At 59.5% G+C, this 20,803-nt stretch carries 15 protein-coding genes, 5 pseudogenes and 1 riboswitch; of the genes and pseudogenes, 10 read left to right on the top strand and 10 right to left on the bottom strand.

The features are described from left to right. Positions 1-2: 2 nt before the first annotated feature. Positions 3-679, top strand: a pseudogene (locus tag NKH71_RS26805) (ABC transporter ATP-binding protein); the annotation flags it as partial. Positions 680-1,031: 352 nt separating this feature from the next. Here the strand turns inward: NKH71_RS26805 and NKH71_RS26800 are convergent. Next, positions 1,032-1,382, bottom strand: a complete 351-nt coding sequence (locus NKH71_RS26800) for a hypothetical protein (RefSeq protein WP_352895476.1) — start codon at positions 1,380-1,382, stop codon at positions 1,032-1,034. On the opposite strand from NKH71_RS26800, the gene NKH71_RS26795 reads away from it, so the two are divergent. Together NKH71_RS26795 and NKH71_RS26790 are read left to right on the top strand one after the other, a co-directional pair. After that, positions 1,305-1,718: a TolC family protein gene (locus tag NKH71_RS26795; protein ID WP_352895473.1), complete on the top strand. Its 414-nt coding sequence runs from the start codon at positions 1,305-1,307 to the stop codon at positions 1,716-1,718. The genes NKH71_RS26800 and NKH71_RS26795 overlap by 78 nt on opposite strands. A 106-nt stretch (positions 1,719-1,824) precedes the next feature. Beyond that, complete coding sequence (locus NKH71_RS26790) at positions 1,825-2,037, top strand: cold-shock protein (RefSeq protein WP_352895434.1); 213 nt, start codon at positions 1,825-1,827, stop codon at positions 2,035-2,037. Positions 2,038-2,262: 225 nt separating this feature from the next. Here NKH71_RS26790 and NKH71_RS26785 read toward each other — a convergent pair whose 3' ends face one another. Continuing rightward, positions 2,263-2,733, bottom strand: coding sequence for a Ros/MucR family transcriptional regulator (locus NKH71_RS26785; RefSeq protein WP_352895433.1), 471 nt, complete (start codon positions 2,731-2,733; stop codon positions 2,263-2,265). Positions 2,734-3,287: 554 nt separating this feature from the next. Here NKH71_RS26785 and NKH71_RS26780 point away from each other — a divergent pair. Together NKH71_RS26780 and NKH71_RS26775 are read left to right on the top strand one after the other, a co-directional pair. Beyond that, entirely contained in the window at positions 3,288-3,590 is a 303-nt protein-coding gene (locus NKH71_RS26780) for a DUF982 domain-containing protein (protein ID WP_352895432.1), read from the top strand. 802 nt (positions 3,591-4,392) lie between these two features. Further along, positions 4,393-5,448 (top strand): cytochrome-c peroxidase, encoded by a 1,056-nt coding sequence (locus NKH71_RS26775; RefSeq protein WP_352895472.1) that lies wholly within the window; start codon positions 4,393-4,395, stop codon positions 5,446-5,448. Positions 5,449-6,801: 1,353 nt separating this feature from the next. Here the strand turns inward: NKH71_RS26775 and NKH71_RS33530 are convergent. From NKH71_RS33530 to pdxR, 3 genes and pseudogenes are all read right to left on the bottom strand, one after another. After that, positions 6,802-7,080 carry a phenylalanine--tRNA ligase beta subunit-related protein gene (locus NKH71_RS33530; RefSeq protein WP_502900420.1) on the bottom strand — a complete coding sequence of 93 codons (279 nt, stop codon included), beginning with the start codon at positions 7,078-7,080 and terminating at the stop codon, positions 6,802-6,804. Positions 7,081-7,408: 328 nt separating this feature from the next. Beyond that, positions 7,409-7,486, bottom strand: a pseudogene (locus NKH71_RS26765) (MOSC domain-containing protein); the annotation flags it as partial. Between the two features lie 158 nt (positions 7,487-7,644). Continuing rightward, positions 7,645-9,141: a MocR-like pyridoxine biosynthesis transcription factor PdxR gene (pdxR, locus tag NKH71_RS26760; protein WP_502900421.1), complete on the bottom strand. Its 1,497-nt coding sequence runs from the start codon at positions 9,139-9,141 to the stop codon at positions 7,645-7,647. A gap of 81 nt (positions 9,142-9,222) precedes the next feature. On the opposite strand from pdxR, the gene NKH71_RS26755 reads away from it, so the two are divergent. Together NKH71_RS26755 and NKH71_RS26750 are read left to right on the top strand one after the other, a co-directional pair. Next, the gene (locus NKH71_RS26755; RefSeq protein WP_023721427.1) at positions 9,223-10,455 is read left to right on the top strand and encodes a trans-sulfuration enzyme family protein; all 1,233 of its coding nucleotides are present in this window, start codon (positions 9,223-9,225) and stop codon (positions 10,453-10,455) included. Between the two features lie 52 nt (positions 10,456-10,507). Beyond that, positions 10,508-11,410, top strand: a complete 903-nt coding sequence (locus tag NKH71_RS26750; RefSeq protein ID WP_352835449.1) for a dihydrodipicolinate synthase family protein — start codon at positions 10,508-10,510, stop codon at positions 11,408-11,410. A gap of 331 nt (positions 11,411-11,741) precedes the next feature. Here NKH71_RS26750 and metE read toward each other — a convergent pair whose 3' ends face one another. Next, positions 11,742-14,087 carry a 5-methyltetrahydropteroyltriglutamate--homocysteine S-methyltransferase gene (gene metE, locus NKH71_RS26745; protein ID WP_352835451.1) on the bottom strand — a complete coding sequence of 782 codons (2,346 nt, stop codon included), beginning with the start codon at positions 14,085-14,087 and terminating at the stop codon, positions 11,742-11,744. Between the two features lie 95 nt (positions 14,088-14,182). After that, positions 14,183-14,383: riboswitch (cobalamin riboswitch) on the bottom strand. 454 nt (positions 14,384-14,837) lie between these two features. After that, a pseudogene (locus NKH71_RS26740) lies at positions 14,838-15,173 on the bottom strand (MFS transporter); the annotation flags it as partial. Positions 15,174-15,386: 213 nt separating this feature from the next. Between NKH71_RS26740 and NKH71_RS26735 the strand changes: the two are divergent. Together NKH71_RS26735 and NKH71_RS26730 are read left to right on the top strand one after the other, a co-directional pair. Then, positions 15,387-15,731 carry a DUF6538 domain-containing protein gene (locus NKH71_RS26735; RefSeq protein WP_502900419.1) on the top strand — a complete coding sequence of 115 codons (345 nt, stop codon included), beginning with the start codon at positions 15,387-15,389 and terminating at the stop codon, positions 15,729-15,731. A gap of 177 nt (positions 15,732-15,908) precedes the next feature. Next, the gene (locus tag NKH71_RS26730) at positions 15,909-16,040 is read left to right on the top strand and encodes a hypothetical protein (protein ID WP_023721421.1); all 132 of its coding nucleotides are present in this window, start codon (positions 15,909-15,911) and stop codon (positions 16,038-16,040) included. A gap of 316 nt (positions 16,041-16,356) precedes the next feature. Here the strand turns inward: NKH71_RS26730 and NKH71_RS26725 are convergent, their stop codons facing one another. Further along, positions 16,357-17,190 carry a helix-turn-helix transcriptional regulator gene (locus NKH71_RS26725; RefSeq protein ID WP_036245509.1) on the bottom strand — a complete coding sequence of 278 codons (834 nt, stop codon included), beginning with the start codon at positions 17,188-17,190 and terminating at the stop codon, positions 16,357-16,359. Between the two features lie 212 nt (positions 17,191-17,402). Beyond that, positions 17,403-18,724, bottom strand: a pseudogene (locus NKH71_RS26720) (MFS transporter); the annotation flags it as partial. A 285-nt stretch (positions 18,725-19,009) separates the two neighbouring features. Here NKH71_RS26720 and NKH71_RS26715 point away from each other — a divergent pair. Continuing rightward, positions 19,010-19,687 (top strand): transposase, encoded by a 678-nt coding sequence (locus tag NKH71_RS26715; protein WP_245278687.1) that lies wholly within the window; start codon positions 19,010-19,012, stop codon positions 19,685-19,687. Positions 19,688-19,719: 32 nt separating this feature from the next. Here the strand turns inward: NKH71_RS26715 and NKH71_RS26710 are convergent. Continuing rightward, positions 19,720-20,711: pseudogene (locus NKH71_RS26710) on the bottom strand (adenosine kinase). Between the last annotated feature and the right edge of the window lie 92 nt (positions 20,712-20,803).

The following is a 20,803-nucleotide window of genomic DNA, read 5'->3' as shown; positions in this document are numbered from 1 at the left end:
AAATGACCGCCCTCCTTGAAATCGAGAACGCCTCGCGGGTTTTCCATGCCGGAGAGGAGACGATTATGGCGCTGGCCGGCGTCAGCATTTCCATCGCGGGTGGCGAACTGGTGGCGATCGTTGGCGCAAGCGGTTCGGGCAAAACGACGCTATGAACATCCTGGGTTGCTTGGACCAGCCGAGTTTTGGTGACTATCGCGTCGGCGGCCGCAGCGTTGCCGGCTTGACCGCGGACAATCGTGCGGCGTTGAGACGGGAACATTTCGGCTTCATCTTCCAACACTATCAGCTTCTCGGAACGCTGAGCGCGGCCGACAACGTGGCGATGCCCGCCGTCTATGCCGGCCTCGACGCCGGCTCACGCCGGGAAAGGTCGACATCTCTTCCGCGCAGGCTGGGTTTCGGTGATCGCCTCGACCACCGTCCGAACCAGCTGTCCGGCGGCCAGCAACAGAGGGTTTCGATTGCGCGCGCATTGATGAATGGCGGCCGCATCATCCTCGCCGACGAGCCGACGGGGGCGCTTGATAGGAAGAGCGGCGAAACCGTTCTCGATACCTCGAAGGAACTTCATACCGACGGTCATACCGTCATCATCGTGACTCACGACATGGAGATCGCAAGTCACGCTGACCGCATCATCGAAATCCGAGAAGGGCGTTTTTCCGACCGCCGGACGCGGGACCAGAAGCTGCGCAGTCGCGCTCTGTATCGGCCTGACCTTTGGCTTCCTTCCCGCCCGTAATGCATCTCGCCTGAATCCCGTAGATGCGCTGTCAAGAGAGTGAAAAATGATGCTCGTCAGACGGATTTTACCTTGTTCCTTTGTCTTGCTCGCGGGTTGCACGACTCTGTCGAGCACATATTCTGGCCCCGAACTCCCTGCGGGGGCCTGCTGGCCAACGGCTGCTGCAGCAAGTGCTATCCACGCCACCGCAGACCACTGCTGGCTGACGTTCGAGCTTATCGGGGAGGTCATCAACGAAAACGACGATGTCCTTGCTCCTGGCTGCTTCTAGTCACGCCGCTTACTAGCGCCCTGCATCCGCCTGGTCTTCGGCTTTCCCGACCGTAACGCCGTGCGCCTCGATTCCGTACGCGCCCTCAAGAGATTGAAAATGAAACTTACCAGACTGATCACCCGGTTGCCTTGTCCTGCTCGCCGGTTGCAGCCTGTCGAGCACATACTTCCAGCCGGGCCCCACTGGTCGACCGCTTCGGTTGGAAGCGCTGTGCAGGCCAGCACAGACCGCTGGTGGCTGGCGTTCGGGGACGCCAATCTCGACAAGCTTGTCGGCGAGGTCATCGGCCGAAATAGTGATGTCCTCATCGCGGCTGCTAACGCTTATCCGGCCCGACTTCAGGCAGATAGAGCTGCGCAAGCCTTGCTCCCCAAGGTGAACGGCCAGGTCGGCGGGAGCGACACATCTATCCACGTGTCTTATGAGATTGATCTGTGGGGCAAGCTAGCGGCAAAGAGGGACAAGGCGGATTTTGAGGCTTACGCGACAGCGGAAGATTACGATGACGCGCGCCTCGTCGCTAGAGAGGGAGCCGTCGAGGCGTGTTTCATGATCGCCTACGCCAATCAGTCGCTCGCGTCGGTCCGAGCGTCCGAGGATCGCTTGTCTTTTGGGCATTCCGAGCACCAGCGCGGGAGATGCTATCCGGCGATAAGGGGGTCATGGTGGGCTTTGCGAGCTGCCGTCGGCGATTGAACCGCTCCTTTTACAAATTTCCGCTTTTGCTGCCCCTAAAATCTCGGATATGAAGCGGACTGGCTTATGGCCTGCCCACATTGCAATAGTTACAAAGGAATACGTTATGGCGACCGGAACGGTAAAGTGGTTCAACAGCACCAAGGGGTTTGGATTCATCCAGCCCGACAATGGGGGTCTGGATGTTTTCGTCCACATTTCCGCTGTCGAACGCGCGGGCCTCTCGACCCTCGCAGACGGCCAGAAGATCAACTATGAGATCGAGCAGGACCGCCGCACTGGCAAATCCTCCGCTGGCAGCCTCAGCAAAGCTGGTTGAAATTTTCTCCTGCGTCTGGCAAGAGTGGGCGTAGGTCCGGAGGTTCTCACGGCCGCTCGATAGGAGCGAGCAAAAACTGAGGGCAGTAGATAGCTGCAAGGCGTCGCGAATTCCTCATGAAACAAAGTCGTTTGAAAGGAAGGCGGGGTTGGCCCCGCCTTTTTATATGACGCGCAGATTAAGCCGATTGCTGCAACGCTCCAGAACGAATCTCGATTGCCGAAATCAAGCCGCGACCTTCTTGCGGGTTCGCTTCGTCGGCGCCGGCTCCGGCGCTTCCGGCGCTTTCGGTTTGCGGCCGAGCCCCATCGTCTTGGCCAATGACGAGCGCGCCGCGGCGTAGTTCGGCGCGACCATGGGATAATCCGCCGGCAGGCCCCATTTGGCCCGATATCCATCCGGCGTCAGCCCATAGTGGGTCGACAGATGGCGCTTTAGCGATTTGAATTTCTTTCCGTCCTCAAGGGAGATGATGTAGTCCGGTGTCACCGACTTCCTGATCGGGACTGCAGGCGTAAGGGCAACCGGCTCTTTTGCAGAGACACCTCCGGCCGTCCCTTTCAGAGCCGCGTGCACTTGGCCGATGAGGGCAGGGAGATCCCCCACCGGGATCGGATTGTTGGAGACATAGGCTGAGACGACATCGGCCGTGAGCTCCATGAGGGTGTCGATGTTTTTTTCGGCTTCTTCTGTCATGAAACTCTCCAGGCGGCGTGAAACACAGTCGGCGAAGCGTCGCTTCATAGTGGCGGTCGCCGCTGAAAGCAACAAAGGTCTCGACACGATTATTGCGATGCTCGTCCAGCGAGATCTATGGCGCGGTTTCCCGCCGTCGTGACCGTTGATCCGTCCGTTGTTGGCGACCTGCCGCGGTCCTTGCGCATTTTCAGGCGTCTCGGCCGTAAGCTTTGCGCCGAAATGACCAGTGATCTCGAAACGAAGCGGGCTATTTCTGTTTCGCCATCCTCTTTTTGGCTGTGAAATCGGTGGCAGAGCAGTGACCGCTTCCTGGTGGCGCGTGGAGGAACTATCAAGCGTTGATTCGGAATGGTCGAAACGATGTAGATTCATCCGGTGAGCCGCTCTCGCATCAGGATGTTAGGGATTGGCCCGCTGGTAAACCGAGGACATCACGCCGCTGCTTTGCTATTGAACCGCTATCGCTGTGAAACACATTCCGCAATGGTGGGCGGGTGTAGAGGAGGCGCCTGTTCACGCAAACTAGCGGTTCAGCAGGTCGGGAGGAACCAATGAGCTCAGGGACTTTCAGCAGCCCACTTTTCGTAAGGCGTGCAGCGCACATCGTGCAAGAGATTACCAGTCCTGCGGATGCTTTCGAGTTTCTCAACGAATGGCCAGAAGATCGCAGAGACCGGATCTACGAAGCCGCCCTCAGGGCGTGCTTTGATGCATACAACGGACGAAAACCTGCGAGCGCAGCGCGCAAGACTTTTTTCCGCTTTGCGAAACAGGTCCTCATATTGGAAGATGCAACCTCCGCGATGCAATGGCTCGCTGCCTGCATGTCGGACAGTGGAAAAGCGCAAGTATAGGCGTCGCAGTCGTGTGTGAGGCTGGAGCGGGTACGCCGACGAGGTTATTGTATCCAGATTTCGCCGGCATCTAGAGGGTAGTATAAAGAAACAATATTTTGCGCGCTATGGCGATGTTAATCATCTTGTTGTATTTGTAAATCAGCTTCTCGCGACAGGACTGCAACGCTTCCGGTGTGAAAATCACTGCGTGGGACTTGGTTCTCTCAAATTCATGACGGTGAATTGCCCTGTTATTATCGCAAAGCAGTTGTCCCATTGAAGGCTGACGCAAAAATTGTGCTCCGTCGTCTGCCAATATTCGCTCGATGGAGGCTATAAGCCTCACAAGCCAATCAAAACAGCTACTCGGGCGCCCTTTGAAATTCGTTTAATTTCGCTCACCCGAAACGGTCCTCTACAGTCGAAATAAGATTGTCCCGCAAAGGTGCTACAAGACACTATTGCGGATCGATTTGGGCCCACGTCGATCTGGCGAAGGCAGGCGGAAGTCGAGCAGGACCTGCAGCGGAACAGATCACCGGCCCCGAACCGAAATCTGAGACAGCGGCGGCCCCGATTTCTTCATGGTAGAAGGCGCAGAGAGAACCGGAGCACGGCTCCGGCGCCGCCGCTTGCCGAGCAGCGATCCTCCGCCTCCCAAAATCCAATCGAGAAGAGCGTTCAATTCCGGGACGGTCCAAGCTCTGCCGCAAAAACAGGTGTCAGACCACCCGGTCCTCTCCCGCAACTGATCTAGCGCAGGGCGTTCATGAGCCGCATATCCCAGAGTGGCTGCGTGCACGACGCAGCGAGATCATTTATGAAAATCCTATTCAGTACGATGGCTATCCCCTTGCTGACAGCCACCGCCTTTGCTGCGGATTCGATCCCCGCAGACCTCAGAGAAACGGCATTGGCCACTTTCAAGGCTTTGCCGCCCACCACGCCGGCAGTCGCTAACAACCCGATCACACCGGAGAAGATCGCCCTCGGCAAGGCACTGTTCTTCGATCCACGCGTCTCGGCGTCAGGCGTCTTGTCGTGCAACTCGTGCCACAACCTGGCCACCGGCGGCGACGACAATCATGAAACCTCGATCGGCCATGGTTGGCAGAAGGGACCGCGCAACGCGCCGACTGTACTGAACGCTGTCTTCAACATCGCCCAGTTCTGGGACGGTCGTGCCGAAGACCTGAAGGCTCAGGCGAAGGGACCGGTCCAAGCCGGCGTCGAAATGGCCAATACACCGGGTCAAGTCATCGCCACCCTCAAGTCGATGCCGCAATATGTCGATTGGTTCGATGCAGCTTTTCCGGCTGAAGCCGATCGGGTCAGCTTCGGCAACCTCGCCAAGGCAATCGAAGCCTTCGAGGCGACACTGGTCACGCCGGCCCCCTTCGACAGCTTCCTGAATGGCGATGACGCCGCCATGACTTCCGAACAGAAACAGGGCCTGGCGCTTTTCATGGACAAAGGCTGCTCGTCCTGCCATGGCGGTATCAACGTTGGTGGGGAAGCCTATTACCCATTCGGCCTCGTGGAACAGCCCAGCGCCGAGGTCCTGCCGGAAAAAGACAAGGGCCGATTTGCGGTCACCAATACTGCCGACGATTCCTATGTTTTCCGCGTGGCGCCGCTGCGCAACGTTGCACTCACCGCGCCATACTTTCATTCGGGCAAGGTTTGGGATCTGAAACAGGCCGTTGCCATCATGGGAACCACCCAGCTTGGCGTGGTACTGGCGGACGAAGAAGTCGACCTGCTTGTTGCCTTCCTCAACTCGCTGACCGGAAAGGCACCCGAGCTCGCCTATCCCATTTTACCCGCCGAAACGCCTACAACGCCCCGGCCTGTAACGCAGATCTTAGGAAAATAAACGGCCAGCTGACTGCGGAACATCGCAATCGACAATGATTGCGACTTTTACTGGGACGAGACGATCGCGAGGTCCATGAGGACGCAAATGGCTCGTTTCCCAAGTGCAGACACTGCTTTCGTCACCATCCCGTTGCGATGGAATCATGGTTGGGATCTGGCGTGCGACATGCCAAGGAAGGCGTCTGACGCATGAGGCTCGCGCGCTGTCGATACCGCGCGGCGGAAGGCTATCGCGCTGGCGGCCGAATAGCCGCGTGCCGGAGTGACCGGCCCCCTCAGGGTGATGGGGCAGCCACTCCGTCCTCCATGTCCAGCGATTCTTCGACCGCTTCCGGATTCCGGGCGATCGTCCAAAGGAGAGTATTCGCCGCTACATCCGGTTTCGAGCGACCTTGCTCCAAGTTTCGAAGCGTTGCCAGATCGAGGCCATACCTCACGGAGAATGCCTCCTGAGAGAGCTTCGTGCGATCCCGGACTTCGCGAACACTTATCGGCCGCGGCGCATGAACCTTCGCGATCACGCCTGCGGACGACAGTTCATTCTTCAGTGCCAACAGGTGGTCGACGCAAGGAACCGTCACGAACGCCTTGCCGTGATCGACAGTATCGCGTGGGCCGTCCTGAGCGGCAGCTGTCTCTTACCGACAATGCGGGCGGCCTCAGGAGTATTCGCGCCGTGAAGAAACCGAGGCTCAGTCGGACGGGAGAGCCTGACGACACCGGCACGACGTCCCGGGTTCGCACCCGTTGTCCGAACCGCTCCATGAATTTCGATGTAGTCGACATTAACCTTCTCCGCGATCACTCGACCGAGCTTGCGTAATTTGGAGCATCCAACACTGGAGGGCATCGCGATTAAAGTACGCCAAACAACGCTAAGGGAGAACAAACGGTGATCTGATTTCGTTCGACGCTCGTTTTCGAGAGCCGTTCTGGGTCGTTCGCAATCAACTGTGTAGGCCAGCGGAGCGAGCAAGGAGCGCCAGATCCGGACAGGGCTGAGTGGGGTGTTTCTCCGAAAGGTGGGCCATGCCCTAAGGGACACGAGATGTAGTGGACTCGTCGATCCGCGCGGTTTCGATTCGCGCACCCGGGCACAACGCTTGGATAAGTCCCATCAAATGCTCTCCGGTGCCCGTCATCTGTATAGCTGACATTGGGCCGAGGGCTTCCAGCACGGCCACATGGCGCGGGTATGGACCGTGACCCATGGTGCGCCGCCCCTGCCGCCATTTCCAGCGGCGGCACGTGACACCGGAATCATCGCACCAGATGACTTCGCCCGGTTCGGGATGCTCGGTTACCATTTCACCTTGCTCGATCGTGTCGAATGGCTCCGCTCCCTTCGCAATTAAAAGTCTCGGGACCCCTGGTAGAGATCGAGATCTTCCCCGCCAATCGGAACGCCATACAACACGCTGATGGCATTGTAGGCATCAACCAGTGGGGAAATCCGCGGGAGAGAGCCATCTTTTCGCACCCGCTTGAGAAGCGCGGCGGCCGAGCACGGCGTTCGATTGGCCTTTGTGCCGAAAGCCTCGTAGGCAACGGCCCACGCCGCAAGACGCGCGTCCCTTTGGGCGTCATCGCGAAGCGCCGCCTGTTCCGCCGCCGCAATCGTGTCGTTCAACGCCTGTGCATCCGGCACGTCGATTCCAGCGTTCCGCACCACCATGCTGATCAGATGAAAATCCCGGTAGCGGGCCTTGATCTCGGGGCAATCAATGGCGTGAAAGACATGGGATGCTCTTTTCTCATGGGGAGGCTTTGCGCTGCGGGTGGTTCGGGAAATGTTTCAAGAAAGGTGCTTGTCGAGCGTCCAGATCTTCTGGCGTCGCCATGGTGCATGCCGCACCATGCGCTGGATAATTCCATCATTCGGCGGTGGACAAGGCCTGATAGAGATCGTCGATTATGTCTTGCGGGTGCTCGAGCCCACCTCGGCCGGCAACAAGCTACGCCTCCTCCAGATCCTCCATTTCATAGGAGACAGCGGGCGCGATATGGATGTGAAGCAGCTTTCCTTGCCGGGTCATGCATCGCTTTCGGAAATTCGTCTCGCACGAAAATCTGCCGCCAAACTGGCCTGATCAACAGCATGGTATGGCGTTTTCCCAGTCCAGTTGGCTTTGCAACGAAACGCGGTTCAGGCCAAGGGTCGGTTTCCTCGCCAGCACGCCACGTCCCCGCCGTTTTAGCCACCGTGTCCCGGCAACGCGTCTTGCACCTGCCTGACAACCGCTCGCAGGACCTCAACGCCCTTCTCGATCTGCCGAATGCTCAAAGCGGCATAGCCCATGACAAGCCCCACGCGATCGATGTGGCCTTCGTCCGACTGCCGCTCGTAAAGGGGCGAGATCAGGTGTAGCCCCAAACCCGCACGTCGGGCGGCTTCGACCAGTGCCGTTTCCTGCGATCGTGGCAGGTCGTTGAACCAGACGGCGACGTGCAGTCCGGCCTCTGCTCCCTGGACAGCGATGCGATCGCCGAAGCTGTGCCGCAAGGCGCCCAACAACGTCTCCCGACGCTCGCCGTTCAGCCTGCGCACGCGCCGCACATGGCTTTCGTAGCCGCCACTTTCGATCAAACAAGCCAGAGCCTCCTGTTCAGCCACCGGCGAATGTCGGTCCGAGAATTGTTTGGCGGTAGCGAAGACCTCCTGCAATTCCGGCGGGACGACGAGGTAGCCGATACGCAGCATCGGCGAGAGCGTTTTGGAGATCGTGCCGAGGTAGATGACAGCCCCGTGGTCCTCAAGACTGTGCAGCGGAGTGACCGGATTGATGTCGTAGCGATATTCGCTGTCGTAGTCGTCCTCGATCACATAGGCGTTGTTGTGCCGCGCCCATTCCAGAAGCTGATGGCGGCGCGCGATCGGCATGACGCCGCCCAGCGGAAACTGATGCGATGGCGTGACATAGGCCAGTTGTGCCCCGATCCCCGCCAGCAACTCCGTCTTCATCCCGTCCTCGTCGACGGTGACGGGGATGGGCAAGGCACCCGTACTGGCAAAGACCTGACGCGCCATCCTGTAGCACGGGTCCTCGATGACGAAGCGGTCGGCACGATCGAGAAGCAGGCGAGCGCACAGATCGAGGCCCTGCTGCGAACCGTTGATGATGATGATCTGCTCGAGGTCGCAGCTCAGCGTTCGGGCGCGCCAGAGATAGCCCTGGAGCGCCTGGCGCAGCCGGCGCGAGCCGCGAGGGTCGTCATAGGCAAGACGCAACGGGCGCTGCCCCATCGCCTCGTTCATCGCACGTTTCCAGATCAATGCAGGGAAATCTGACGGCGCCAAGTCGCCATAGCGGAAATCGACCTTTAGCGCATTCGGCAGATAATCTGGCCAGGGCGGTGTAGCGCGCAGTCGTCGCCCATAGGCGGACAGATGAACCGGGCCGACTCGTTTCGCGACAGTGCGGCTCGTCTCAGGACCGATCAGCGAAGATGCAACGCGGGGTCGTGCGCCTTGACGGACGTCGATGAAACCTTCCGCCGTCAGTTGCTCATAGGCGACCGTCACCGTCGTTCGCGAAACCCCAAGGTCATTTGCCAGGCCTCGGGAGGACGGCAGCTGACTGCCGGTTTCGTAGACACCGCCGAGGATCTGCTTGCGAAGAGCCTCGTAGATCTGGCGTGCACCCATCGCGTGCGTGCGACCTGCAGAACCGGCACTTGAAGACTGGACCATTTCATTCATCGCCAACTGGATATTTCACATTGGCCAGTTTGCCGTCAATCTTTCGGGGACCAAGAAAGATCGAGAGGCCGAATGACCCGTTCCTATCAATCCGAAACCGATGCTCTCACGCGGTCGCTCAACGACACCGGTCCCGGATTCGCCACTCGGGCGATCCATCATGGCTACGATCCCGCCGGCTTTTCCAATGCCGTTCAGCCGCCAGTCTTCTTGACCTCGACCTATGGATTCGAAAGCGTGGCAGCGAACGAGGCCGCCGCCGCGCTTGGCGGAAGGCTCTATGCGCGCGAATACAATCCGACGACGGAGATCCTCGAACAACGGCTTGCCAATCTGGAAGGAGCCGAGGCAGGTCTGGTCGTTGCCTCGGGGATGGCGGCTTTCGGCACGCTGATCCTGTCGCTCCTGTCCCAAGGCGATGAACTCATCGTCCACAAGACGCTTTATGCGAACACGCTTGCCATGGTCGAACAGGCGGTCCCCCGCTTCGGCATCAAGGTCATCGCGGTCGACCTGTCCGATCCTCACAATCTCGACGCCGCGATTACCGAGCGGACCCGGCTGGTTTTCTTCGAGACGCCGGTGAATCCGCTGAGCCGCATCCTCGACATCGCTGCCATTGCCGAGCGCGCCCACGCGCGCGGTGTAAAGATTGCAGTCGACAGCACCTTCGCTTCCCCCGCGCTCCAGCGGCCGCTCGAACATGGGGCAGACCTCGTGCTCCACTCGCTGACCAAGTACATCAATGGGCACGGCGATGCCCTTGGGGGCGCGCTTCTGGGCGACGCGCCAACGCTCCGCACGCTGCACGAAACGGGCCTGCGCTACATCACCGGCGCAGCGCTCTCGCCCATGTCAGCCTTCCTGATCCTGCGCGGTCTGAAGACGCTCACGCTGCGCATGGAACGGCACAGCGGCACGGCCCTTGCGGTGGCTCGGGCGCTCGAGGCGCACCCGGCGGTGGCATGGGTGAGTTATCCCTTCCTCGACTCGCACCCTGATCAGGTGACGGCGCGAAAGCAGATGTCCAACGGGTCGGGCATGTTGGCCTTTGGCCTTCGCGCTGGATACGAAGGCGCGCGCCGGATGATGGACCGGCTCAACCTGATCACCCGGGCTGTCAGCCTCGGCGATACCGACAGCCTCATCTATCATCCAGCAAGCCTCACACGTGCTCGGCAGCCGATCCGCAAGGATGCCCATTTGGCCGACGGAGTCGGCGAGGACCTCATGCGTCTCTCGGTGGGGCTCGAAGACGCCGATGACCTGATCGCCGATCTGCGGCGGGCTTTGGACGTCTTGTGATGACTTGGCGTGCGGCCACCTCTGCGCTCACACATAGATCTGGAGCCTTGCCATGGCATTCCTGAGCGGTCTTTCCGCGTTCCCCATCACCCCGAGCAATCGTGACGGCCGCGTCGATAACGTTGCCCTGCGCAGGCTGATTGCTCGGCTTGGCACCGCTCAGGTCGATTCCATCGGTCTTCTCGGCAGCACCGGCACCTACATGTATCTGTCGCGCGAGGAACGGCGACGGACGCTCGCCGAGACCTTGGACGAAACCGCGGGGCGAATGCCGGTCCTGGTGGGTGTAGGCGGGCTGCGCACCGATGAAGCCGTGGGGCTCGCGCAAGACGCCAAGGCCCTTGGAGCTGCTGCGGGTTTGCTTGCCGCCGCTTCCTACACCCCGCTTACTGATGACGAGGTGTTCGAACATTTCTCCACTGTGGCGCGCGAAAGTGGCCTGCCGATCGTCGTCTACGACAATCCAGGAACGACGCATTTCCATTTCAGTCCACCCCTTGTCAGCCGCCTGGCAAAGGTGGCTGGGATTGTCGCCATCAAGAATCCGACAGACAAGGGCGATGCGATCAAGAGCCATCTGGCCGACCAGAGGCGCACTGTGCCGGAAGGGTTCTCGATCGGCTACAGCGGCGACTGGAACGCCGCAGAGGCCATGATCGCCGGGGCCGACACATGGTACAGCGTCCTCGCCGGCATCCTGCCCGAGGTCTGCGTGAAGATCGTCACGGCGGCGCAACAGGGCGATGCGGCCGAAGCGCGACGGATCGATGCCACGCTTGCGCCGCTCTGGAGCCTCTTCAAGGAGTTCTCGAGCCTTCGCGTCGTCTATGCACTTGCCGAATTGCTCGACATTTGCCGTGCCGACCCTCCGCGTCCCATCCTGCCTCTGCCCTCAGCAGCGAAGCGCCAGATCGCCGCCGCGTTGGAACGCTTGCCATCGGATGTCAACCGGTGAATAGCGAACCCGGCGGCCAGTGAAGGAACCTGTCATGTATGTACCCGCGCATTTCGATGAACCGAGCCGAGAAGTCCGCTACGAACTGATCGAGAACAGTGCACTTGGCATGCTGGTCTCGACGCCAATCACATCCCCTTCGAACTCGACACGTCACAGGGAGAAAACGGTACCCTTTACTCCTGCGCGATTAATACACGTGCCGAAGGAAAGTGCACATTTCGCTCGAGTGACTTATTTCAAAGGATGTGATCGCGTTTTGGCACATTCACAGCCGACATGCGGCAGCCGGCAACTCGCCACATGGTGAGCAACCAGGAAACCCTCAGGCCTACACTTTCTCCCGGAGCGCACGTGCTGCAGCGACCATGTTCATGAGGGCAGGGCGGACCTCCTCCCATTTGCGTGTTTTGAGGCCACAGTCCGGGTTTACCCACAGTTGGGCATCCGACAGTCGGTCGCGGGCAAGCATGACGAGGTCCGAAATCTCCCCGACTTCCGGGACACGTGGTGAGTGAATGTCGTAGACTCCGGGCCCGATTTCGTTCGGATATTTGGAGCTCGTGAAGGCGTCCAGCAGTTCCATTTTCGAGCGCGACGTCTCAATCGAAATGACATCCGCATCCATTTCAGCGATCGCGTCGATGATCTCGTTGAACTCCGAGTAGCACATGTGGGTATGGATTTGAGTCGCGTCCTTTACACCCGTTGAAGCGATCCGGAAGCATTCGACAGCCCAGTCGAGATAGTCGTTCCAATCAGACTGGCGCAGTGGCAATCCTTCGCGAAACGCGGCCTCATCGATCTGGATCATCCTTGCGCCGGACCATTCGAGATCCGTCACCTCGTCGCGGATGGCGAGCGCGATCTGGCGGCATGCTTCGGAGCGGGGTACGTCGTCGCGAACAAAAGACCAGTTGAGAATGGTCACCGGGCCTGTGAGCATTGCCTTCACAGGGTTTTCCGTAAGCGACTGGGCGAATTGCCACCAGCGCAGCGTGATCGGATTGGGCCTCGATACGTCGCCGAAGATGATGGGGGGGCGCACGTAACGCGACCCATAGCTCTGCACCCAGGCATGCTGGGTGAAGGCGAAGCCGGACAGCTGCTCGCCGAAATGCTGTACCATGTCGTTTCGTTCGAACTCACCGTGCACCAGCACGTCCAGCCCGATCTCTTCCTGCCAGCGAATTGCAGCCTCGATCTCCTTCTTCAGGAAGGTCTCGTAGTCGACATAGCTCAGCTGGCCCTTCGCATGAGCGGCCCGCGCCCTGCGTACCTGCGGCGTCTGCGGGAAGGACCCGATGGTCGTCGTCGGGAACGGCGGCAGCCCGAGCGTGCCGGCCTGGACTCTGGAGCGCTCGGCAAAAGCGCTCTCTCGTCGCTTCATGCTGTCGTCAATGCTGGCGATCCGCCCCTCAACAAGCGGGTCATGGATCTTCGTGGATGTCACGCGAGTGGCGGCAGCCTCGGCAGACGCTTTCAACGCGCCTGCCACCGCATCCCTGCCTTGGGACAGGGCCCGGGCAAGCAACACCAACTCGTCGGTCTTCTGGGCCGCGAAGGCGAGCCACGACCTGATGTCGGCGTCGAGTTCCGTCTCCATGCGCAGGTCGATCGGCACATGCAGCATCGAGCACGAAGGCGCGATCTCGACGCGGTCCAAGGGCCAGCCGGCGACGATCGGTTTGATGCGGTCGAGAATGGCGGGCAGGTTCGCACGCCAGACGTTGCGGCCATCGATCAAGCCAAGCGAGAGCACCAGATCCTTCGGTGCGAGCCGACCCACCGTTTCCAGCTGCTCGGGAGCGCGCACGAGATCAATATGCAGCCCGGCCAGGGGCAGAGAAACCGCGGTTTCGAGATTGTCTCCCAGGGGCCCGAAATAGGTAGCCAGCATGATTTTCAACTCGGGCGCGGCTTTTGACAGGTGGCCATAGGCGAATTCGAACGCAGCTCGTTCGTTCGGGTTCAGATCGAGGACAAGCGCTGGCTCATCGATCTGCACCCAATCGGCACCCGACAGCTTCAAGCTCCGCAGGAGTTGCTCGTAGACGGGCAGAAGCCGTGGTAGGAGCGCGATGGGATCGAAGCCTTCGGCAGGCGATTTCGCCAGCTTGAGGAAGGTGACCGGTCCAAGGATGACTGGGCGTGTGTGAATGCCCAGGGCTTTAGCCTCGAGGAAGTAATCAACCGGCTTCGTAGACGAAAGGGCGAGCGTCTGATCATCGTCTAGTTCCGGCACAATGTAATGATAGTTGGTGTCAAACCACTTGGTCATTTCCATCGCGGTTACACCAGGCCGATAAGCCGCATGCTGGTGACCACCGTGCCCGCAATCCTCCGTCTGACCTTGGTTGCCGCGCGCCATGGCGAAGTAGATGTCGAGTGGGATCTCGCCGCCATTCCAGGCGTAACGGGACGGAAGGGCGCCGACCATGGCTGCGGTGTCGAGCACATGGTCGTAAAGCGAGAAGTCGTTCGACGGGATTTTCGACACGCCGCGATCGCGCTGCTCCTCCCAGCTAGCGGCACGGAGCGCCTTCGCCGTCGTGAGAAGGTCGGCAGCGGACGATTTTCCGGACCAGTAGCTTTCAAGCGCGAATTTCAGTTCTCGCCGACGACCGAAGCGCGGCACGCCGAGCGTTGCTACAGGAATTTGCTGAGAGACAGTCATGCCATACCCCGATGGTTGGGGCGTCGGTGACAAGGAAGGCGCTAGCAGGTCGGCACGAACGCCAGGCTGCAGCGGCCACCGAGACACCCCGCCCGTGGACGTAATTCGCCGTGGCAGGTCTCCTGGCTCGCGGGGTCATAGCCTCTACCCGTCTTCCCAAGGCTATTCGCCTCAGTGACATGAGTGGGGTTGGCTTGCCGCTAACAGTTGCGGGGGCAGCGCCGGCATCGCACCGGCTTCCCTCTTAGCTCCGCTGCGGCAGCGCCGTACGGAGAACCACGACACGGGAGACAATTACAGCAGTTCGCTTCTTAGTCAATGCCGCATAAAGAAATGTTTATGTCGTTATGTTAAATTTCCGTTGGTATGTTCCCAAAAGTCGCCTCGAAAGCGAAAACTGTGGAAGCCTTGAGCGGCCGGTAAATCAAAGCAATGACGCACAGCGGTCCAGGAGGATAGGAGTTCGTCGGCTGCCGGCGGCAAACATACCGGCAAGGCCGTGGTGCTGCTTGCCGCATCATGCGAACGCCACCTCGGCATCGAACTTCGGCTCCAAGGTTCCGACCGCCTCTTTGGTGATCTGCTCGCGACCACATTCGACTCAATGGCGAGGCTGTTGCCCATTTGGAACGGGTTGGCCGTAATGCCCTCGGTGACACGACACAACAATTTTGAGGGGAGCACCCGAGGCCCGGTGCAGCGCCGTGTTGCGGAGGATCGAGGCCGACGTCTCGAACTGCTCGTTCGCAGTCACCGGCTCAAGGTAACCGCGCGCAAACCATCGGGCCAGCTCAAGTCCTGTCCCGAGTGAGGCCTGAGCGGCAAATCGTCGTGCACGCGCACGGTTTGGCGTTCGATCTTGTAATGCGTCTTGGGCGGGCAATCGCCACGGTGCAGCGCTTCCAGGCGCGCAACGATTTCGGCGTCATCCTGGGTCTGCCTGTTGTTGTGGCGAACATACTCGACCCAGGTTGGCACGTGATAACACTCGGTCCATAGTTCGGGCTTTTCCAGGTCACGCAGCAATGCCCATTGTCTGGTGTCATCTCGCAGCCGGGCTTTTCGCCACGATGTCATCACACCGAGAAGTTTCAATCCTCTCCCGCAACGCCAGCTTACTCCCTTTGATAGGGAACAACTATCTGACTTTTTTGGTCTTTTTGCCGCCTGTCTGGTACACAGGGGTGGTACACATGAGCTTGAGAATGCCCGGACCTTGGCAGCATAAGAAGACTGGCTTGTATTACTCTTCGGCAACGCGCGCCTGCCGATTTGAAGGATATTCCACTCGATGGAAGGGTGACAATTCCCGTCGGCGGCACCATCAGAACGGTGAAAGCGGTCGCAACCGTCAAGGTCAGCCTCGATACCAAAGACCCCGCAGAGGCCAAGAGGCGGCATCGCGAGACGGACGCTGCGCTCCATGAGTTCTGGCAGCGGTTCAGGCAAGGCCCTCAGCCGCTCACCAACAAGCATTTCCAGGCCCTCGCGGGCATCCTCTACGCTCGCTTGGTCGGCATGATGGACAGCGAACCGGGGGAAGGCATCTGGAAAGCGGTCCAGCGGCTAAACAAGGGCAAAGAGGAGGGCTTGACCGCTGGTTCGGTCCTACAGTCGATGAACTGTTCGTTGAGCGGGGCGTGAACACCGATCCCCTCACGAACCGGCGTGTTCACGCTGCCTTCAAGGCAATCCAGCTTGCGGCTGAAACGAATCTCAGGAAGCCGGAGGCGACTATTCACCCGATGAGGCGCAGAAGCGGTTCCCAATTGGGAAGCCGAGGGCGGTGAGGGCAAGCCAGCGCCACGGGCGGAGGGGGACTTGGACCTGTTTGCCCTGCTGGACCACAAGTTCGCGACACAGGGCCTCGAGGAGAAGACCAAGAGTGATTATGCGCGGGACCTCGCCAATTTCATCAAAAGCAGCGGGCAGTCAAAGTTCGGCGCCGATTGACATGGAGATAACCATCGCGGCGGACCCCCAGGCGGACCGCAAGCCGGAATACAAGCGGGTGCAGGCGGCCAAGCTCGTCCACAAGATGGCGTCGGGCACACACCGGCGATGGGAGAGCGGACCGTGGAGTGCAGGAACTTCACGTCTATCCACGCTCCCGTGGGCGTGTCCTGCGGCACATCGGCAGCGATATTGAGGAGGCAGTTGAGCTTCTGGTCGAGCACTCTTACCTGCCACTACCTACGATTAACGTCATCTCGTACTGAAAACGCAGCACGCAAGGTCGATATGTAACATGCGCCCTTCGTGGATGATTCTAAGCTTCCTCGGGCGCGGTCAATCTGTGATAACGGTCGCTTGGAACCTCCATCACCGCGACGCGATCAAGGTTGGCGTATCGCGCTCGGTAGTAACCTTCTTCCTCCACTTCGGCGAAACTACACTGGGGAACGTCAAAGGTCGCAGCTTCCAATCCGAAGAAAGTCGTAGTGGTTTCTTCATCCAAGAAGTTCCACTCATCTTCTCCGTCGTCATACGTGACGCGAACATAGGAGGCCATGCGCACGGCTTCCTGATCACCCATCTCTGCGATGATGGCATCGCATTCTTTCTTCAGCTTTCCTGAAGCCTCACCCTTATCCCAGTCATCCAAAGCCCGATAGATTTCTGGATGATAATACTCTGGCATCTCCTCTACATCGTCACCGATAAGCTCAATGGTGCGGACATATTGCGGATTGATCAAGAGTATTTTGTTGTCAAGGCTCCAACAATACAGCCATGGCCTGCTTGTGTTATTTCTACGAAGGTTGTGAAGTTCCTTCAACTGATGTAAGATCGATTCACGCGCCTTTTCATCGATAGGATATTGGCGGCTGCCAACAGTCATCTTGATTCTGAGCGTGCCGTATCGCGTTTCGGCATCGGCAATTGCAAACGGGCTCGTGCGCCACTCCTCGACATCAATCTTCCAGCCCAGCAGCTCCTCGACTGTGCATTTCAACGTGAGACAAAGGTCCTTGATCTGCTCGACGTTCAACTGCGTTTTGCCTGTTTCCCAACGGGCCACAGTCTGTTGCGTCGTTGCCATCTGCTCTGCCAAATCTTTTTGAGTCATGCCCAGTCGAACCCTAAGTTCTTTTATGTTCATAACTCACCTCGCGTGTTCAATACACGCATTGTGGATGAATTAATCTAACACGTCAAGCGTGTTCAAAAATCGCAGCATGTGTTTTTAGGGCGTCTTCGAGGCTCCGGCAGCCGTTCGTGACCACTTGCGCAAGACACAGGGCTGGTACACAGCACGAATGGGCGATCAAAAATTAGCGCTGAAATTCAGATAATTATTGTGGGCGAGTCTGGATCTCTCTGATCGACACGATAGTCGAAGCATCACCATGATCGGACCGCTTCGTGGCCGCAGGTCAAGTTGCAGCGTCGGTTCGGTGAACTTGTTGGTCGGATCCAGATTGAGCGTTTCAAAATCCGGCTGACGCAGAAGGATGCTCATCAGTCCCCCAATCACAAGAACCAGCTGGCGGACGAGCAAGGCTCCCGAAACACCTTGGACATCCGCCAGTTCGCCCCAAAGCCAGCTTCCCGCCGCCATGCCGCCGTATGTGGCCGTCTGATAGAGAGACAGGGCGCGTCCAACCACCCACCGTGGCGCCGAAAGCTGCACTGTGACGTTAAACAGCGAGAATGATTGAATCCAGGCCGCACCGGCTGGCATGAAGAGCAGACAGCTCAGCCCAACGTGCTCGCTCCATGCCCGAAAGAAGCAGCTGATCGCCAATATAAAGAACGCACCGCGAATGACCCATTCGTTGGAGAGAACTTCTCGGACCCGCCCGATGAGGAGCGCGCCGCAAATCGCTCCCAGGCCGAAGAAGCCAAGCGTCACGCCGTAGATGACCGCGGTCCCTTTGACCTGTTCGCGAGCAACCAACGGCAGGAGAGCCAAAATGACAACGACGGTGAGGCCGAAAATGAAACTCCGGCACATCACCTTGAGAAGGTTCGGCGACAAGAGCACGTAACGGAAGCCGGCCGCCATCGCACTGCCGAAAGCCTCCCGCGGCAGCGCTTGTCGTGCCCGTACGGCTTTCCACCGCAACAGCGCAGCGATCAGAGCGAAGTAGCAAAAGACGTTGAAGAGGAACGCGAAGGCCGCACCGGCTGTGGCCACGATTATGCCGCCAATCGCCGGCCCGATGCTGCGCATTAGATTGTAGCTCATGCCGTTGAGCGCAACCGCGCTAGGCAGGTGTTCGCGAGGCAAGATATCCCCCATCGAGGCTTGCCAAGAGGGATCGTGCAATGCCCAACCACAGCCGATCAGAAAGGTGAGACCCAGAAGGTCCAGGGTGTCATTTCCCCCGCATAGGTCAGGAACGCCAGGAAGGCGGATACGCAGACCATCAGCAGTTGCGCAGTCAACATGATCCGGCGACGGTCAAAGTTGTCCGCGAGCGCTCCCGCCGCGAGCGAAAAGATCATGTAGGGGAGGGTGGTCGATGACTGGACGAGCGCCACCATTCCATGGGAGGCGCGATGCTCGTCATCAGCCAAGCCGCCGCCACACCGTCCACTAGGGTGCCAAGGTTCGAAACGAGTGCAGCCGACCATAGCGAACGGAAGGTCTTGTGCTGAAAAGGAACGAGTGAAGATGTTCTCTTCGGCATTGTGGGAAGCTTCGGGATCGAGCGCGGGGCTGGATTTGGTTCGCCTCCCTCAACCGTGGCCTCGCCGTACAAGCCAAGCTGCCACAGTGGCGCGCCTGCTAACCCAGAAAACTTGGCGGCCTTGCAGGCATGCGCAGGACGCGCGAAGCCGCTCAAATCTCCCCAGATGGCCATCGAAGACCGGCATCACTTGCCCGTTGAGCGGCTATACGATAATGCTCCGCGCTAAGCAGGAAGCGCCAAAAATTCGAGCGGCGACTTCATTCTCCTATTCAGGAAGGAACTATGAGGCGGCAGACGCGACCATTCACTGTGGAAGTCAAACAAAAGCGCAATTATCAAGAATCCGCACGTTCCATCTGGGGCAATTTCGACATTGCCGCGGCGATGGCCGAGACAACAAAGGAAGTCGAGCCGTTAAATCGTCAGCTTGTTGACTCTACTGTAGTGGCCCTTGATGCTGAACCTTTGCACAAACCGCGAGTGGAGCATTTCATGGCCAATCCCCTGGAAACCGAGTCAGCAGTAGTTCCTAGCGAACCGGCAGACAAAGCGGAAACGCCAAAACCGAAGACGAGAGCGCGGCGGTCGAGGAAGCCAGAAGCTGAGGCGAGCGCGCCTGCCGGCAAGAAGGGCGCCAAGCCGATATCTGCGACTACTGAAGCACCGCCGTCAGCGCGAACAGGCCGAAAGAGCTACTCCGCGAAGGATCGTGCCCAGAAGCTGGCGCAGATCGAGGCCTCGATCGGCGGCGGCGCTACTCTCAAGAGCGCGGTGAAGCAAGCCGGCATCTCGGAACAGACATATTATCTTTGGAAGAAGGCGGCGGCGCCTGCGGCGGACAGTGACGGGCTGAAGGATCTCGTCGCGCTCGAGGAAGAAAACAAGCGGCTAAAGAGCCTGCTTGCCGATCGTCTCCGCAAGGAGAATGCGGAACTGAAGAAAAGGCTCGGGCTGGATTAAGGAGGGTGGGCAGCTGGTTCTTGGCTCGCCACCTACAGCAATCCCGCCTGCTCGGCCTCGCGGCGCAGATTCTGCCGTGGCCTTGGGCCGATCTGCTGGATGACCAGCCCGGCCGCCAGCGAGCCGAGATCGCCGCAATCCTTGAGGCTGCGGCCTTGCGTGTAGCCGTAGAGGAAGCCGGCGGCATAGAGGTCGCCGGCGCCGGTGGTGTCGACCAGCTCGCGGATCCTGGTCGCATTGATGGTCACGGTCTCGTCGCCGCGCACGATGACCGAGCCCTTTTCCGAGCGGGTGACGGCGGCGATCTTGCAATCCTTGCGGATCTGGGCCAGCGCCTCGTCGAAGGACGCGGTCTGGTAGAGCGACTTGATCTCGTGGCTGTTGGCAAAGACGATATCGATGGTGCCGGAGCGCATCAGATCGAGGAATTCGTCGCGGTAGCGATCGACGCAGAACGAGTCCGACAATGTCATCGACACTTCGCGCCCGGCGGCGTGGCCGAGCTTAGCCGTCTGCCTGATCGCCTCCTTGGCGCGCGGCGGGTCCCACAGATAGCCCTCGAAATAGGTGACCGCGGCGCCCGACGCCTTGTCGGCCTCGACGTCCTCCGGGCCGAGCTCGACGCAGGCGCCGAGATAGGTGTTCATCGAGCGCTCGCCGTCCGGCGTGACGAAGATCATCGAGCGCGCCGTCGGCGGTTCGCCGTTGAGCGGCCTGGTGTCGAAGGCGACGCCCTGGGCATGGATGTCATGCGCGTAAATTTCGCCGAGTGCGTCGTTCGAGACCTTGCCGAAGAAGGCGGCGCGGCCACGAAGCTGGCCACGCCCGCCGCCGTGTTGCCGGCGCTGCCGCCCGAGGCTTCAATGGCCGGGCCCATGCGGCTGTAGAGCAGTTCGGCGCGCCTCGTGTCGATCAAATTCATCGCGCCCTTGATGATGCCGTTCGTCTCCAGGAACGCCTCGTCGCACTGGGCGATGATGTCGACGATGGCATTTCCTATACAAAGCACGTCATAGTCCGGCATCAATTCATGTCTCCGCCAAAAACCCACCGGCTTTCTGGCATGCCGGCGCGGGCGGGTCTGGCCAGTGGGAATGGGCTTTCCGCTTGCCAATC

It is taken from the genome of Mesorhizobium sp. M0983 (assembly GCF_040318975.1).
Taxonomy (GTDB): Bacteria; Pseudomonadota; Alphaproteobacteria; order Rhizobiales; family Rhizobiaceae; genus Mesorhizobium.
The sequence above is the reverse complement of the archived record's forward strand: the minus strand, read 5'-3'. Positions and strand labels throughout refer to the sequence as shown.